Genomic DNA, 15,264 nt, shown 5'->3' on the forward strand with positions numbered 1-15,264 from the left:
AATGATAGAAGGAAACAAAATACCCAAAAAAATGCTTTCCCTCGACGCTTTCAGTCAATGGCTGGGTATTGAAATTTTGGAATGCGAAGTAGGGTGTTGTAAAGTGGGTATGACTGTGCGCAAAGAAATGCTGAATTCCATGAACAAAGCTCACGGTGGTATTACCTACTCGCTGGCTGACACCGCTTTTGGGTTTTCGGCCAATACTTATGGAAAATTTGCCGTTTCGATAGAAACTTCCATCAACCATATCGAGGCACTTGAAGAGGGTGATTACATCACTGCCGAATCTATCATTGACGAAACCCGAAACAAACTTGGTTTTCATGTCATTGAAGTAAAAAAAGGTGAAAAAATGGTAGCTTTGTTTAAAGGGGTTGTATACCGCACGTCGAAGGAGTGGCAATAAACTCCCGCATACCTACCTTCCACAGGGAGTAACGGAAACCTTATCAATATAAGACTAGATATCATAACTTTCCAATTTTTAAATAACCGCGACATAATTTTTAATTTCTGCAGATTACTTTAATTTTTAATTCTTATGGATTGATTAAAGTGATACCTTTAGGATGTAAAATCAATACATCACTCTATGAAATGGAAAGGCAGAAAACAAAGCGGTAATCTGGAAGATCGCCGTGGAATGAGCTCCGGTGGAAAAATAGCGGCGGGTGGTGGAGCTATTGCAGTTATTGTAATTTTACTTCAACTTTTTGGAGGAGAAACCGGACAAACGATTGCGCCTATACTTGAACAATTCAATCAAGGACAACCTACAGAACAGGTTGAACAAAGAGAACTAACTGCTGAAGAAAAAGAAATGGGTGAGTTTATGGCAACAGTATTGGCAGATACAGAAAATGTCTGGCATCAAATTTTTCGTGAAAACAATATAGGGACCTACAAAGAACCTACAATGGTTTTGTTTACAGATGCCGTGCAAACCGCTTGTGGAGGAGCAAGCTCTGCTTTAGGGCCTTTTTATTGTCCTGCAGATCAAAAAATCTATATGGACTTGACTTTCTTTAAAGAACTAAAAACACGTTTTGGCGCACAAGGTGGGGATTTTGCCATCGCTTATGTGACTGCACATGAAATAGGACATCATGTTCAAACTCTTATTGGAACATCCCAAAAGGTAAGACAATTGCAACTAAATACCTCTGAAAAAGAAGCCAATCAACTTTCTGTAGCGCTGGAATTACAAGCAGATTTTTATGCCGGACTTTTTGCACATTACAATAAAAAATACCTGGAAGAGGGCGATATTGATGAAGCAATGAGTGCTGCAAATGCTGTGGGCGATGATGCTATTCAAAAAAGGACACAAGGGCATATAGTGCCGGATTCATTTACTCACGGTACTTCCCAACAACGGAAGAAATGGTTCATGAAAGGATTCACTTCCGGAAATATGAGTATTCACGATACTTTCTCTGAAATTGTGGATTAATACTCTTTAGAAGTTACCTTTTCTTCGGAATAAAATCCTAGGTTTATTAATTCGGGATTAGTATGCATTCCCTTTTATTTTCTTTATTTTTATAGCTTTAAAAACAGAAAGAAATGAATGCATATATCATAGACGGAATCAGAACACCTATAGGCAGTTATCAAGGCACTCTTTCACCGGTAAGAACCGATGATTTGGCAGCTCTTGTCATTGCCGAAATCGTAAAACGAAATCCCAACATCCCAAAAGATGCTTATGATGATGTCATCCTAGGCTGTGCCAATCAGGCGGGGGAAGATAACCGAAACGTTGCCCGTATGGCTTCGTTGCTGGCAGGATTGCCTTATTCAGTTCCCGGGGAAACGGTAAACCGTCTTTGCAGCAGCGGACTTTCAGCCATGATTCATGCAAACCGTGCAATCAAAGCCGGAGACGGCGATGTGTTTATCGCGGGTGGAGTAGAACATATGACCCGTGGGCCTTATGTAATTGCAAAGCCTTCCACTGCATTCGGAACAGATGCCAAAATGTATGATTCCAGTTTTGGATGGCGTTTTGTCAATCCCAAAATGCACGAAATGTACGGTACAGACGGCATGGGTATCACCGCTGAAAATCTGGTGGATAAATACAACATCTCGCGTGAAGACCAGGATGCCTTCGCTTACAATTCACAGATGAGAGCCACGAAAGCTCAAGAAAGCGGAAGGCTGGCCAAAGAAATCGTGACTGTGGAAATTCCACAAAGAAAAAAAGAACCGATACAATTTTCAGAAGATGAGTTTATTAAACCAACTACTTCAAAAGAAGTACTTGCAAAACTTCGTGCTGCTTTCAGAAGGGAAGGAACGGTAACCGCCGGAAACGCCTCAGGTTTAAACGACGGCGCAGCAGCAACGATTATCGCTTCTGAAGCTGCAGTAAAAAAATACAACTTAAAACCTTTGGCAAGAATTGTAAGTTCAGCAGTAGTGGGCGTAGAACCAAGAATTATGGGAATAGGCCCGGTGGAAGCATCAAATAAAGCCCTCCAAAAAGCAGGCTTAAAAATGGACGATATGGACGTCATCGAGTTAAATGAAGCCTTTGCTGCACAATCTTTAGCGTGCATCCGGGAATGGGGTTTAGCTGATGAAGACCCAAGAATCAACCCTAACGGTGGCGCCATTGCCATAGGCCATCCACTGGGAGTAACCGGCGCCCGCATTTGCTACTCCGCCGCATTAGAGTTATCTTTGACAGGAAAGAAATATGCTTTGGTGACTATGTGTATTGGAGTTGGACAAGGTTATGCTGCAGTGATTGAGAGAGCCTAAAATTTACGTAAAGGTGGAAATCTTGTGGGGTTTAATTTTCTTATCATTTAGCATTTAAATTTCATAAATATTATTTATATTTACAAAAAATAAATATAAAATGGCAACATTTACATCGTCACTTCCCGATAAATTATTGAATGACTTAGCTCAAGCTGCGTCTGATCTTAAATTGCCCAAAAACAAAATAATAGAAAGGGCTTTAGAACTTTACTTGGAACAATTAGATCGCGCTGCTTACTTAAAATCTTATAAAAAAATGGCAGAAGATACAGACATGCTTCTTTTAGCTGAAGAAGGAATGACTGATTATTTACAATCAATTCGCGAGTTTGAAGATCAATGAAGCATGGAGATATATATGAAGTTTACTTAGATCCGGTAATGGGGAGTGAACAAGGAGGAAGAAGGCCGGCGGTAATACTTTCGGGTAACTTAGCAAATGCTAATTTAAAAACGGTTATTATTTGCCCTTTGACCTCTAAGGTAAAAAATTACTATGGTAATTTAATTTTAGAGCCTAACAAGATAAATGGCTTAGCAAAAAAATCTGAGGTCATGACAATTCACACTCGATCAATATCAAAAGAACGTTTAAAAGCAAAATTAGGCAACCTCAATAATGCTGAAATGTCTGTCATAATTCAAAGTTTAGAAAAAATTATTAAATACTAAAAAAAAGTGCACAAAACACAACACTACATACTAGGCAACTGGTCAGAAGGCCAAGGCGAAGGAACACCTATTCAGGACTCCGTTACAGGGGATGTTTTTACCAGCGTCACCACAGAAGGACTTGATGTTCCTTCCATTCTTCAATACGGCCGCGAAAAAGGGGATACACTTCGTAAAATGACCTTTCAGGAGCGTGGAAATATGATTAAAAGTCTTGCGCTCTATCTTACGAAAAAGAAAAAGCAATTCTACGAAATCAGTTACCGCACCGGAGCTACAAAAATCGATAGTTGGATTGATATTGAAGGCGGATTTGGAAACTTGTTTGCCAATGCCTCTTTGCGTAAACTATTCCCAAATCAGTCCTATCACGTAGAAGGCGAACCCATAGACCTTTCCCGTGGCGGGCGCTTTATGGCACACCACATTATGGTACCAAAAGAAGGGGTGGCAGTACACATCAACGCTTTTAATTTCCCGGTTTGGGGAATGCTGGAAAAATGTGCCGTCAACTGGATGGCCGGAATGCCAGCAGTAGTCCTTCCTGCACCACAATCAGCTTATCTTACGGAAGCTGTTGTGAAAGAAATCATCGCTTCAGGAATTTTACCCGAAGGCAGTTTACAACTCATTTCCGGAACAGCAAAAAATATACTGGATACCGTCCAATCACAGGATGTCGTGACTTTTACCGGTTCGGCCAAAGTAGGCAGAATGTTGAAAGCACACCCGCAACTTATTGAAGAATCAGTACCCTTTACAATGGAAGCTGATTCGCTGAATGCAGCTGTTCTTGGTAAAGACGCCGCTCCTGGCACCCCGGAATTTGATTTATTTATCAAGGAAGTGCGCAATGAAATGACCGTGAAATGCGGACAAAAATGTACCGCCATCCGTCGGATTCTTGTTCCTGAAAAGTATATGGAAGACGTTCAAATCGCCCTTGGTAAAGCACTCGATAAAGTCACTGTTGGCGATCCGCGTTTAAAAGAAGTGCGCATGGGTGCTCTGGTAAGTCACGCTCAGCGCGAATCTGTAAAAAGTCAGGTGCAAAGAATCGCTGAAACTGCTCAAATTGTCTATGGCAACTTTGACGATTTTGAAGCCGTTGGTGCCGATTCAAAAAAAGGATCTTTCCTTCGTCCAATCTTATTACGCGAAGACAACCCAATGAAAAACGAAGCTGCACATGTGACCGAAGCTTTTGGTCCTGTGAGTACGCTGATGCCTTATAATAATATTGAAGAAGCAATCAAAATATCAAAACTTGGTAAAGGCTCTCTCGTGAGTTCCATTTTTACCAATGATAATTCTATTGCAAAAGAATTTACCATTGGCGCGGCTTCCCATCATGGGCGCATCTTAACCATCAACCGCGAAAGTGCCAAGCAAAGCACCGGTCACGGTTCGCCATTGCCATTGCTGGTTCATGGTGGCCCTGGTCGTGCAGGAGGCGGCGAAGAAATGGGAGGAATGCGTGGCATCAAACATTATATGCAACGCACCGCCATTCAAGGTTCACCAACAACCTTAACAGAGATCACCGGAATTTACCAACCCAAATCCGATTACAAAGAAGCTGAAAAGCATCCGTTTACCTATCACTGGGAAGACATCCAACCCGGAATGTCACTCAAAACACACAAACGCACATTAACCGATGGCGATATCGTCAATTTTGCCAATCTGACCTGGGATCATTTTTATGCCCACACAGATATCACTTCGCTCGACGGAAGTATCTTTGAACAACGCACCGCCCACGGTTATTTTATCATTTCCGCAGCTGCGGGCTTGTTTGTCTATCCCAACAAAGGTCCGGTAGCGGCTAATTATGGATTGGAAGACATTCGTTTTCTACGGCCTCTGTATCACAATGACACCATATATGTGCGGTTGACGTGCAAACAAAAGGTAGATCGCGACCAGAAAGGAAAAGAGCATCCTTCAGGAATTGTAAAGTGGTATGTCGAGGTATTTGACACCGAAGACGAAATGGCAGCCTTTGCGACTATATTGACAATGGTTCAGAAAAAGCAGACGACTTTCGTCGAAATGACTTCAGAAAGCATACCGTTTTACCTAAGCAAACTTTCAGAAAATACCAAGCCAAACTGGGGAATGATGACGCCACAACATATGGTGGAACATTTGGAATTCACTTATCGTATTGCCTCCGGCGAAATGCAAAATTTTGATATCGCAACACCCGAAGAATATCTGGAAAAAACCCAGGAAACCCTTTGGAACTATAAACCGATGCCAAAGGATTTTCAAATGCCCTTGATGCAAAAAGGCAAATTGGAACCGCTGGAGCACCCTGATTTGGATACCGCAAAACAGAAAATGCTGGAAGCCCGTGAGGAGTATATCGAGTTTTTTAAAGAAAACCCCGATACGCTCAACAAAAATGCCGTGTTTGGATATTTAAATCGTTATGAATGGTATTTGTTGGAAAGGAAACACCTTAACCACCACTTCAATCAATTTGGTTTAATTTAAATTTAATTACAGAATGTCTGAACAACCTTACGTAAAACAACAAATCAACAACCATATCGCCACGATAGAATTTTTCCATCCGGCGCATAACAGCTTGCCGGGTGATTTGCTGGCTCAACTGGCCGAAACAATTACCAAGGCCGGTCAAAACGATGAAGTGAAAGTCATCATAATGCAAAGCGGTGGTGACCGCACTTTTTGTGCAGGTGCCAGCTTTACAGAACTCATTTCCATCAATGATGATAAAACCGGTGAAATCTTTTTCAGTGGCTTTGCCAATGTGATTAATGCGATGCGCAAGTGTCCTAAATTTATTATCGGCCGCATTCAAGGTAAAACTGTTGGTGGAGGTGTTGGCCTAGCTTCGGCAGTAGATTATTGTATGGCTACTAAATATGCTTCCATCAAGCTCAGCGAACTTAATATAGGTATTGGGCCGTTTGTTGTAGGTCCTGCGGTGGAGCGCAAACTCGACCTCAGCGGATTTTCACAAATCGCCATTGATGCCAATTCTTTTTACGATGCTGAATGGGCACGAAATAAAGGGCTTTATATGAAGGTATTTGAAGATGTGGAAAGTCTGGATGAAGCTGTTCAGGCTTTCGCCGAAAACCTTTGCACTTACAACCCAGAAGCCATGACAGAAATGAAAAAAGTCTTCTGGGCCGGTACTGAAAACTGGGATGAATTACTGAAAGAACGGGCGAAGATTAGTGGGAGATTGGTCTTGAGTGCGTTTACTAAGAAGAAGTTGGAGAGTTATAAGTAGATTTAATCAAATTTAATACAGAGCTTCCCGCCTTTGCGGGAATTGGGCTTATGATTTATAGTTTCAAAGGACATATTCCCGTAATTCACGAAAGCAGCTTCGTGCATCCATTAGCAGCTGTCACCGGCAATGTGATTATTGGTGAAAACTGCTATATCGGACCGGGGGCTGCCATTCGCGGTGACTGGGGCGAGATAGTTCTGGAAGATGGCGTCAATGTTCAGGAAAACTGTACGGTGCATATGTTTCCGGGAAAATCGATTGTGTTGAGGGAAAGTGCACACATTGGTCACGGAGCAATCATCCATGGCGCCAACATTGGCCGAAATGTTTTGGTGGGAATGAACACCGTGATTATGGACGATGCCAAAATTGGTGACGAAAGCATTATCGGTGCGATGGCATTTGTTAAAGCGAAAACAATCATCCCGCCAAGAAGTTTGGTGGTGGGGAACCCGGCAAAAGTGATCAAAGAAGTCAGCGATGATATGATAGCCTGGAAAACCGCAGGAACACGGTTGTATCAACAACTTCCGGCAGATTGTCACGAGAGTCTACGGGAAGTGGAGCCGTTGCGTGAAATTCCGGAAAATCGCCCGAAGCAAGAGGATTTCTATAAGACACTGGAGGAATATAGAAAAGGGAATAAAGAATAAAGAATAAAGAAAATAGAATATAGAATAGAGATGTCACAGACAGAATTTAAATTGCCCAGAATGGGAGAAAGCATCACCGAAGGCACCATCATCAACTGGATGGTTCAGCCCGGTGATTCGTTTGAAGAAGGCGATATCATCGTTGAAGTGGGGACTGATAAGGTCGATAACGAAGTGCCGGCTCCTTTTTCGGGAACGCTCATCGAAACCAAATACAACGCCAAAGATGTCGTAAAAATCGGGGAGGTGATAGCTATACTGAAGGCTTCTGAAGGTGCCTCAAAAAAAGACGTTAAAAATAACATAGAAGAAGAGATAAAAACAGCTCCAACAGCAAAGAAAGCTAGTAAAGTTGTTCCAAAACAGTCTGGGGCAGTTTCATCTACTTATCAAGTGCCGGTGAATCGCACGAACAAATTTTATTCCCCTTTGGTTGCAAAAATCGCCCGCGAGCATCACATTAGTTATGAAGAGTTGGCGCGCATTCCAGCAACAGGCAAAGACGGGCGCATACAAAAAAGCGATGTGTTCAAATACATTGAAGAAGGTCGCCCCGCGCAGTTTGCACAGCCTGTGGCTGAGGCGGGTTACAGCATTCCACAATTAAACCTGGACAAAGGCAAAGGAAAAATCGTGGAAATGGACCGTATGCGCCAAATGATTGCTGACCATATGGTCTATAGCAAGCATACTTCGCCGCACGTTACTGCTTATATAGAAGCGGATTTGACCAATATGGTGAACTGGCGGAATGCAAATAAGGAGAGTTTTCAGAAAAAACATGGAGAGAAAATGACCTTTACACCGCTGTTTGTAGAAGCTGTCGCGAAAGCAGTAAAAGACTTCCCGATGATCAATGTTTCGGTGGATGGTACTTATATTATTGTAAAGGAAAATATAAACATTGGTATGGCAACCGCATTGCCAAGCGGTAACCTGATTGTTCCGGTGGTTCGTGATGCAGATAAAAAGGATTTACTGAACCTTGCAAAAGAAATAAACGAACTGGCAGAAAAAGCTCGCACCAATAAACTAAAAGCAGACGACACCAAAGGCAGTTCCTTTACCATAAGTAATGTGGGTACCTTTGGTAGTTTAATGGGCACACCCATTATCAATCAGCCGGAAGCAGCTATTCTCGCAACGGGTATTATTAAAAAACGCGCTGAGGTAATTGAAAAACCCGAAGGCGATACCATTGAAATCCGTCAAATGATGTATTTGTCACTGTCTTTTGACCACCGTATTGTCGATGGATTTTTAGGAGGTAGTTTTTTAAGGAGAATTGCAGATTATTTTGAGGATTTTGATATAAACAGAAAAATATAATTGTTTCTCGCAAAGCCGCAAAGCCGCAAAGCCGCAGAGTCATACTTAGCGTCTTGGTGCCTTAGCGAGAGAAAAAATAAAATTAAAATGACCCATAATATTTCCAAGGAAGTTTTCAAAAAAGCATTCAAAAACGTCTGCACCGCAAAAGCGATGGCGGAGTTGTATGAAGAAAACTTCAAAGTCGTTTCCAAGTATGTACACGCTACTTCGCGTGGACACGAAGTCATTCAAACCGCTTTAGGAATGCAACTCCTGCCTCAGGATTATGCATATCCTTATTATCGTGATGACTCTATGTTACTGAGTTTTGGGTGTACGCCAAAAGATTTGATGTTACAGCTTTTAGCTAAAAAAGACGACCCTTTTTCCGGCGGAAGGACTTATTATTCCCATCCCAGTTTACGGGATGACGACAAACCCAAAGTGCCACATCAAAGTAGTGCCACCGGAATGCAGGCGATACCTGCCACTGGTGCCGCAATGGGCTTTTGGTATAAAGAGTCAGAAAAAATTACTGATGGGTCGCTGAGCGGAGCCGAAGCGCCGATTGTGGTTTGCTCCCTGGGCGACGCCTCAGTTACCGAAGGAGAGATCGCTGAAGCCTTTCAAATGGCAGCATTAAAGCAGTTGCCCATTTTATATTTGATACAGGATAATGGTTGGGATATTTCGGCAAATGCTGCAGAAACCCGTGCTCAGGATGCATTTGAATATGCTAAAGGTTTCCACGGTCTAGAAGCCATTTCAATTGACGGAACAGATTTTATTGAAAGTTATACCGAAGTACAAAAAGTCATAAAAACCATAAGAAAAGAACGTCGGCCTTTTTTGGTACATGCTAAAGTACCATTGTTGAATCACCATACTTCGGGCGTTCGGATGGAATGGTATCGTGATGATTTGGAGGAGGCACGTTCACGTGATCCTTATCCGAAGATTAGAAAACAATTATTAGACAATGGGTTTACTGAAAATGAGCTGAAAGAGATTGAGACTTCCGCCTCCGCGGAGGTTAGGAAGGACTATGAAGATGCCCTAAAAGCCGAAGATCCAAAACCCGAAGATTTATTCACACACGATTTTGCCCCAACACCAATCACCGAAGAAACCGGAACCCGCAGCCCGAAAGGTGCTGAAAAAGTGGTAATGGTAGATTGTGCCCTTTTCGGTATTGAGGAGTTAATGAAAAAGCACAAAGAATGTTTGCTCTACGGTCAGGATGTAGGCGGACGTTTGGGCGGCGTGTTTCGCGAAGCGGCAACTTTGGCGCAAAAATTTGGCGATAACCGCGTGTTTAATACACCCATTCAAGAAGCTTTTATTGTTGGATCAACAGTTGGAATGAGTGCCGTGGGACTAAAACCCATCGTTGAGGTACAGTTTGCTGACTATATCTGGCCGGGACTGAATCAACTGTTTACTGAAGTGAGCCGAAGCTGTTATTTATCAAACGGCAAATGGCCGGTTTCTATGATATTGCGGGTTCCGATTGGTGCTTACGGAAGTGGCGGGCCTTATCATTCCTCTTCGGTGGAAAGTATTGTGACCAACATTCGCGGAATTAAAATCGCCTATCCAAGTAATGGAGCCGATTTAAAAGGATTAATAAAAGCAGCCTATTATGACCCTAATCCGGTGGTGATTTTGGAACATAAGGGATTATATTGGAGTAAAGTTCCGGGAACAAAGGGAGCTACTTCAGTAGAACCGGCAGAAGATTATGTGTTGCCTTTCGGGAAAGCGTGGTTGTTACAGGAAATCTGGAAACAGGAAGATGTGGAAACCGCTACTATCGTTTCATACGGTATGGGAGTTCATTGGGCAATGAACGCAACACAAGGCCTGCGTGACCGCGTTGAGGTCGTCGACTTGAGAACTCTGCACCCGCTGGATGAAGAAACGATAATGAAATCTGTCAAGAAAACTGGAAAATGTTTAGTGGTGACTGAAGAACCTTCAAACAATAGTTTTGCTAGGGCACTTTCCGGAAAGATTCAGGAGGAGTGTTTTCAGTTTATTGATGCCCCGGTGATGACGATAGGTTCAGAAAATATGCCTGCGATTCCATTGAACTCCACTTTGGAACAAACCATGATTCCGAGTACGGAAAAAGTTAGAGTAAAACTAGAAGAGCTGTTAGAATATTAATTAAATTAACTTTTTTAAGAACATTCAAAAAAAGACTTCCATTAAATGATTTTTTGATTTTAAAAACACAGCTATTTTTATTTAAAACAATTCTAAATAATTATATTTGCACTTCAAATCAAAAATCATTTATAATGACAAAGCATATTTTAATTGTGCTAATGGCACTCGTTTTGTTTTCATGTAAAAATGAAACAAAAAATGAAGACAATTCGCAGGAATCAAAAGAAATTTCTCAAGAAATCAATGTTTATACCCACAGACATTATGAAGCAGATCAGGAGCTTTTTAAACGTTTTGAAGAACAAACCGGAATTAAAGTAAACGTGATTAATGCCAGTGCTGATGAGTTGATTCAAAAAATGACTTTAGAAGGCGATAAATCGCCTGCAGATGTTTTAATTACGGTTGATGCTGGAAGATTGCATCGTGCTAAAACGTCTGGTTTACTGCAACCAATATCTTCAATGATTTTAGATTCTATCATTCCCTCACATTTAATGGATACTGATAAAAACTGGTTTGCATTGACAAAAAGAGCTCGTGTAATTGCATATGCAAAGGATCGTATTAAACCTGAGGATTTATCTACTTACCAAGACTTGACGGATGTCAAATGGAATAATAAAATACTTATTCGATCTTCTAGTAATATTTATAACCAATCTCTTTTAGCCTCAATAATCGCAAATGAAGGCGAAGAAAAAGCCAAACAATGGGCTGAAAGTTTAGTAGCCAATATGGCACGTTCACCAAAAGGAAATGATCGTGATCAAGTGAAGGCAGTTGCAGCCGGTGAAGGCGATTTGGCAATTGTAAACACCTACTATATTGGAATGCTAACCAACTCTGAAAATCCCGAAGAACGAAAAGTTGCAGAATCCATAGGTATTTTTTTTCCAAACCAGGAAACAACCGGAACTCACGTGAATGTAAGTGGAGCAGGAGTTGCAAAATATGCTCCAAATAAAGATAATGCTGTTAAATTTATCGAGTTTTTAGTTTCAGAGGAAGCACAGGAGGTGTTTGCTTTATCTAATTTTGAATATCCGGTGAACTCCAACGTGAAAGTTTCAGAAACCCTTAAAAAATGGGGTTCTTTTACAGAAGACAAATTAAACCTTTCCCTTTTAGGGGAAAATAATAAAAAAGCAGTAATCTTATTTGATGAAGCAGGCTGGAAGTAGTGATATTTTTTCCATAAAAAACAAGCTGTTTCGTTTAAAACGTGATAGTAATAGGTGGTCAATCATCACGCTTTGTGTCGTGTTTTTGATTGCTCTGCCTGTTCTTACTATTGCGTTTAAGCTTTTTAACGGACCTGGAGAATCTTGGACACATATTGTCAAAAATTTATTGGGAGATTATGTCTCCAATTCCTTTTATCTGTTGGTAGTTTGTAGTTTTTTGGTTTTTGTTTTTGGAGTTACTACAGCGTGGTTGGTGGCGCGTTATGAGTTTCCTTTTCGTAAACAGCTGGAGTGGTTGTTAATTTTACCTTTGGCAATCCCTTCCTATATAGTTGCTTATGCCTATGCCGGTGTTTTTGATTATGGGGGGAGCCTGGAAGTCATACAACGGTTTTTTGGAATGGAGTTTACCAGGGTGGACGTTATGAATCGTTTTGGATTAGCATTTGTTCTTAGTATTTCACTGTTCCCCTATGTTTATGTAAGTACCCGTGCTTTTTTCCTAAACCAGGCAAATAATTTATTGGAAGCCTCCAGGATGTTGGGGGTGGGAGAGATTCGCACCTTTTTTAAGCTTATTTTACCCCTTGCAAGACCAGCTATAGTTGCCGGATTGATTTTGGTTTTAATGGAAGTTTTGAACGATTATGGAGCGGCACAATATTTTGGAGTCAATACTTTTACTACAGGAATTTTTAGATCGTGGTTTTCACTCGAAGAGCCTGAAACAGCCATTTATCTGTCTGCATTGTTGCTTCTATTAGTATTCTCAATAATACTATTTGAAAAATGGCAACGACGAAAAATGCAATATTCAAGCGGAAAAACAAATAACCAGTCTATTTATAGAAAAATCACTAACAAACGGAAGCAATTTTTAATCTTTTGCATTGTAATCACACCTGTGCTATTCGGGTTTTTTATCCCTGTAGCTCAGTTGATTTATTGGGCAGTGCTTACATATAGTTCAGTGTTTCACTATGAGTTTTTATTGCTTTCGGTGCAAACCTTTAGTATCGCTTTTATTACCGCAGCAGTAACTGTGATACTCGCTACCTTATTAATTTTTTCTTCCCGATGGAACCGAATAGGCTTTATTAAAAACCTATCTAAACTAGGGGTGTTGGGGTATGCTATTCCCGGTGCTGTTGTAGCAATTGGAATTATGATTCCTACATTAGCCATTGACCGATGGCTGATGGACTTAATCGAGAAAATATCCGGACAAAGTTTTGGTTTTATCATTCACGGAACTTTATTTGCTTTGGTATATGCTTATGCTGTGAGGTTTTTGGCTGTGGCTTATAACCCCATTGAGTCGACAACCCTGAAAGTGAGTAACGCCATTCCTGATGCTTCTAAAACTTTAGGGGTAGGTAATTTTAAAACCTTTTTCAAAATTGAATATCCATTAATTAAAACCGGAATGCTAAGTGCATTTATATTGGTATTTGTAGATGTTTTAAAAGAGTTGCCACTTACCTTAATTTTAAAGCCTTTTCAGGTAAATACACTAGCGGTTAAGGCTTTTGAGTATGCCAGCGATGAACGCGTGATGGAGGCGGCTATTCCGTCCTTATTTATTATCTTTACGGCAGCTATTCCGGTGGTGTTTTTGAATAAATTATTAGTCTCAAAATAAAAATGTTAAAAATAGAATCCCTTTCCAAAAGTTATGACAAAGGAAAGTCCTTTGCTTTAAGAGACGTTAGTTTTCAGCTGGGCGAAGGCGATGTTTTTGCCATTGTTGGAGAAAGCGGAAGTGGTAAGACAACCTTAATACGTCTTATAGCCGGATTGGAAACCCCTGATACCGGAACAATTGAAATTAACGAGAAACTGGTTTCCTCTATTAAAAAAAATGTGGCAGCTGAAAAGCGCAATATTGGTTTTGTCTTTCAGGAGTATGCACTTTTTCCACATTTAAAACTTGAAGAAAACATTTTGTACGGTATTTCTAAATTAAAAAATAAAAAGCAACGTGCAAAAGAAGTACTGGAATTGGTGGGCTTATCAGAAATGAAAGACCGTTATCCACATCAGCTTTCAGGGGGACAGCAACAACGCGTAGCACTGGCAAGGGCATTGGCCCCAAACCCTTCACTGCTCATACTTGATGAGCCTTTCAGTAACCTGGATGCAATGCTGCGAGCACAATTGCGCAATGAAATTTTTAGAATAATCAAACAAAGCGGGGTGACTGCAATTTTTGTAACCCACGATACACAAGATGCACTAGCCGTAGCCGATGAAATCCTAATTTTGCAAAACGGTAAATTGGTACAAAAAGATGCAGCGGCCAATTTATATACAAAACCAAGTTCTGTTTATGTAGCTTCGTTGTTTGGAAATACAATTCAGTTGAGTAAGGAACTACAATCGGCATTTGAATGCCCGTTAAAAACAGATTGTTGCCACGCGATTCGCAATGAAAATATTGCTATTAATGACGAATGTGATTATGTGACCAATGCCACGGTCCTCAAAAAGACATTTTTGGGTTCTGGCACTCAACTTTTGATTAAACTCGACAATGGTGAGCACTTAACGGTGGTCACAAAGCATACTCATATTGATGAGCGAATTACCATAGGTTTTAATTCCAAAGACGTTTTAGAATTTAAAGAATAAAAAAATCCTTCCCAAGGTGTTTTATTGGAAAGGATTTGAATTCTATGATACTTTAATTATTTAATTTATTTCCGGCGGATATTTTTCTAATATTTTTTGCACAATTTCTTTAATAATGGCCTCTTTTTGCTCCATATTGGATGCAATGGGTGCTGTACCGATACCTTGCCAAATCAATTCATTTGTTTTAGCATCTATTATGTCTATGTGTAAAGAACCTTCGGTGGTTTTGGAAACTGTAGTGCCTCCCCAGGGATGACCCCAGCCCCATCCCCAGTAACCACCCCAGCCGTAATGGTTTTGATAAACATCAACACGTTCTTTGGCTTTGGTGAAAAAACTAATCAATAAATCGGGGGATTCAGATTTTTGGAGACCTTTTTTACTTAGTTCAGCATCTAATGCTCTTAAAATTCTTCTTTTGTCTAAATCAGAAATCTCAGCTTTATCAATTCCAGGCTTGAAGAATGCATAAGAATTATAGTTGCTAAAATTAACTGTCGTGTCATAATCTGAAGCCACTTTAACGCTGCTGCAAGAAGCAAAAAGTAAAAGGGCAAAAACGGAGATAAATAGTGTTTTCATTTTG

General features: G+C 40.7%; 14 protein-coding genes. 13 read left to right on the forward strand and 1 reads right to left on the reverse strand.

The annotated features are described in order from the left end of the window. Position 1: 1 nt before the first annotated feature. The 13 genes from IEV69_RS04280 to IEV69_RS04340 all read left to right on the forward strand — a co-directional run bounded on the left by IEV69_RS04280 (position 2) and on the right by IEV69_RS04340 (position 14,675). Complete coding sequence (locus IEV69_RS04280; RefSeq protein WP_188439818.1) at positions 2–409, forward strand: PaaI family thioesterase; 408 nt, start codon at positions 2–4, stop codon at positions 407–409. 186 nt (positions 410–595) lie between these two features. Next, complete coding sequence (gene ypfJ, locus IEV69_RS04285) at positions 596–1,456, forward strand: KPN_02809 family neutral zinc metallopeptidase (RefSeq protein WP_188439820.1); 861 nt, start codon at positions 596–598, stop codon at positions 1,454–1,456. Positions 1,457–1,569: 113 nt separating this feature from the next. Continuing rightward, the gene (pcaF, locus tag IEV69_RS04290) at positions 1,570–2,772 is read left to right on the forward strand and encodes a 3-oxoadipyl-CoA thiolase (RefSeq protein WP_188439822.1); all 1,203 of its coding nucleotides are present in this window, start codon (positions 1,570–1,572) and stop codon (positions 2,770–2,772) included. 100 nt (positions 2,773–2,872) lie between these two features. Next, a complete protein-coding gene (locus tag IEV69_RS04295; RefSeq protein WP_188439824.1) occupies positions 2,873–3,118 on the forward strand; it encodes a CopG family transcriptional regulator in 246 nt (81 codons plus the stop codon). Next, a complete protein-coding gene (locus tag IEV69_RS04300; RefSeq protein WP_188439826.1) occupies positions 3,115–3,447 on the forward strand; it encodes a type II toxin-antitoxin system PemK/MazF family toxin in 333 nt (110 codons plus the stop codon). Before IEV69_RS04295 ends, IEV69_RS04300 begins: the two co-directional genes overlap by 4 nt. A 6-nt stretch (positions 3,448–3,453) precedes the next feature. Then, on the forward strand, positions 3,454–5,949 hold the full coding sequence (gene paaZ / locus IEV69_RS04305) for a phenylacetic acid degradation bifunctional protein PaaZ (RefSeq protein WP_188439828.1): 2,496 nt from the start codon (positions 3,454–3,456) through the stop codon (positions 5,947–5,949). Between the two features lie 13 nt (positions 5,950–5,962). Beyond that, complete coding sequence (locus IEV69_RS04310; RefSeq protein ID WP_188439829.1) at positions 5,963–6,718, forward strand: enoyl-CoA hydratase/isomerase family protein; 756 nt, start codon at positions 5,963–5,965, stop codon at positions 6,716–6,718. 50 nt (positions 6,719–6,768) lie between these two features. After that, positions 6,769–7,374: an acyltransferase gene (locus IEV69_RS04315; protein WP_188439831.1), complete on the forward strand. Its 606-nt coding sequence runs from the start codon at positions 6,769–6,771 to the stop codon at positions 7,372–7,374. A 30-nt stretch (positions 7,375–7,404) separates the two neighbouring features. Further along, positions 7,405–8,703: a dihydrolipoamide acetyltransferase family protein gene (locus IEV69_RS04320; RefSeq protein ID WP_188439833.1), complete on the forward strand. Its 1,299-nt coding sequence runs from the start codon at positions 7,405–7,407 to the stop codon at positions 8,701–8,703. An 87-nt stretch (positions 8,704–8,790) separates the two neighbouring features. Next, positions 8,791–10,854: an alpha-ketoacid dehydrogenase subunit alpha/beta gene (locus tag IEV69_RS04325; RefSeq protein WP_188439835.1), complete on the forward strand. Its 2,064-nt coding sequence runs from the start codon at positions 8,791–8,793 to the stop codon at positions 10,852–10,854. A 134-nt stretch (positions 10,855–10,988) separates the two neighbouring features. Further along, the gene (locus IEV69_RS04330; protein ID WP_188439837.1) at positions 10,989–12,041 is read left to right on the forward strand and encodes a Fe(3+) ABC transporter substrate-binding protein; all 1,053 of its coding nucleotides are present in this window, start codon (positions 10,989–10,991) and stop codon (positions 12,039–12,041) included. Continuing rightward, a complete protein-coding gene (locus tag IEV69_RS04335) occupies positions 12,022–13,686 on the forward strand; it encodes an ABC transporter permease (RefSeq protein ID WP_188439839.1) in 1,665 nt (554 codons plus the stop codon). Before IEV69_RS04330 ends, IEV69_RS04335 begins: the two co-directional genes overlap by 20 nt. Positions 13,687–13,688: 2 nt before the next feature. Continuing rightward, complete coding sequence (locus IEV69_RS04340) at positions 13,689–14,675, forward strand: ABC transporter ATP-binding protein (protein ID WP_188439841.1); 987 nt, start codon at positions 13,689–13,691, stop codon at positions 14,673–14,675. A gap of 60 nt (positions 14,676–14,735) precedes the next feature. Here the strand turns inward: IEV69_RS04340 and IEV69_RS04345 are convergent, their stop codons facing one another. Beyond that, a complete protein-coding gene (locus IEV69_RS04345; protein ID WP_188439843.1) occupies positions 14,736–15,260 on the reverse strand; it encodes a DUF4136 domain-containing protein in 525 nt (174 codons plus the stop codon). Between the last annotated feature and the right edge of the window lie 4 nt (positions 15,261–15,264).

Origin of the sequence: Planktosalinus lacus, assembly GCF_014640155.1 — a bacterium.
Classification (GTDB): domain Bacteria; phylum Bacteroidota; class Bacteroidia; order Flavobacteriales; family Flavobacteriaceae; genus Planktosalinus; species Planktosalinus lacus.

Coding starts and splice junctions, on each gene's coding strand:
- IEV69_RS04300 (WP_188439826.1), top strand. CDS start 3,115: ATGAAGCATGGAGATATATATGAAGTTTACTTAGATCCGGTAATGGGG.
- IEV69_RS04295 (WP_188439824.1), top strand. CDS start 2,873: ATGGCAACATTTACATCGTCACTTCCCGATAAATTATTGAATGACTTA.
- IEV69_RS04340 (WP_188439841.1), top strand. CDS start 13,689: ATGTTAAAAATAGAATCCCTTTCCAAAAGTTATGACAAAGGAAAGTCC.
- ypfJ (WP_188439820.1), top strand. CDS start 596: ATGAAATGGAAAGGCAGAAAACAAAGCGGTAATCTGGAAGATCGCCGT.
- IEV69_RS04280 (WP_188439818.1), top strand. CDS start 2: ATGATAGAAGGAAACAAAATACCCAAAAAAATGCTTTCCCTCGACGCT.
- IEV69_RS04325 (WP_188439835.1), top strand. CDS start 8,791: ATGACCCATAATATTTCCAAGGAAGTTTTCAAAAAAGCATTCAAAAAC.
- IEV69_RS04310 (WP_188439829.1), top strand. CDS start 5,963: ATGTCTGAACAACCTTACGTAAAACAACAAATCAACAACCATATCGCC.
- IEV69_RS04320 (WP_188439833.1), top strand. CDS start 7,405: ATGTCACAGACAGAATTTAAATTGCCCAGAATGGGAGAAAGCATCACC.
- IEV69_RS04345 (WP_188439843.1), bottom strand. CDS start 15,260: ATGAAAACACTATTTATCTCCGTTTTTGCCCTTTTACTTTTTGCTTCT.
- pcaF (WP_188439822.1), top strand. CDS start 1,570: ATGAATGCATATATCATAGACGGAATCAGAACACCTATAGGCAGTTAT.
- IEV69_RS04330 (WP_188439837.1), top strand. CDS start 10,989: ATGACAAAGCATATTTTAATTGTGCTAATGGCACTCGTTTTGTTTTCA.
- IEV69_RS04315 (WP_188439831.1), top strand. CDS start 6,769: ATGATTTATAGTTTCAAAGGACATATTCCCGTAATTCACGAAAGCAGC.
- IEV69_RS04335 (WP_188439839.1), top strand. CDS start 12,022: ATGAAGCAGGCTGGAAGTAGTGATATTTTTTCCATAAAAAACAAGCTG.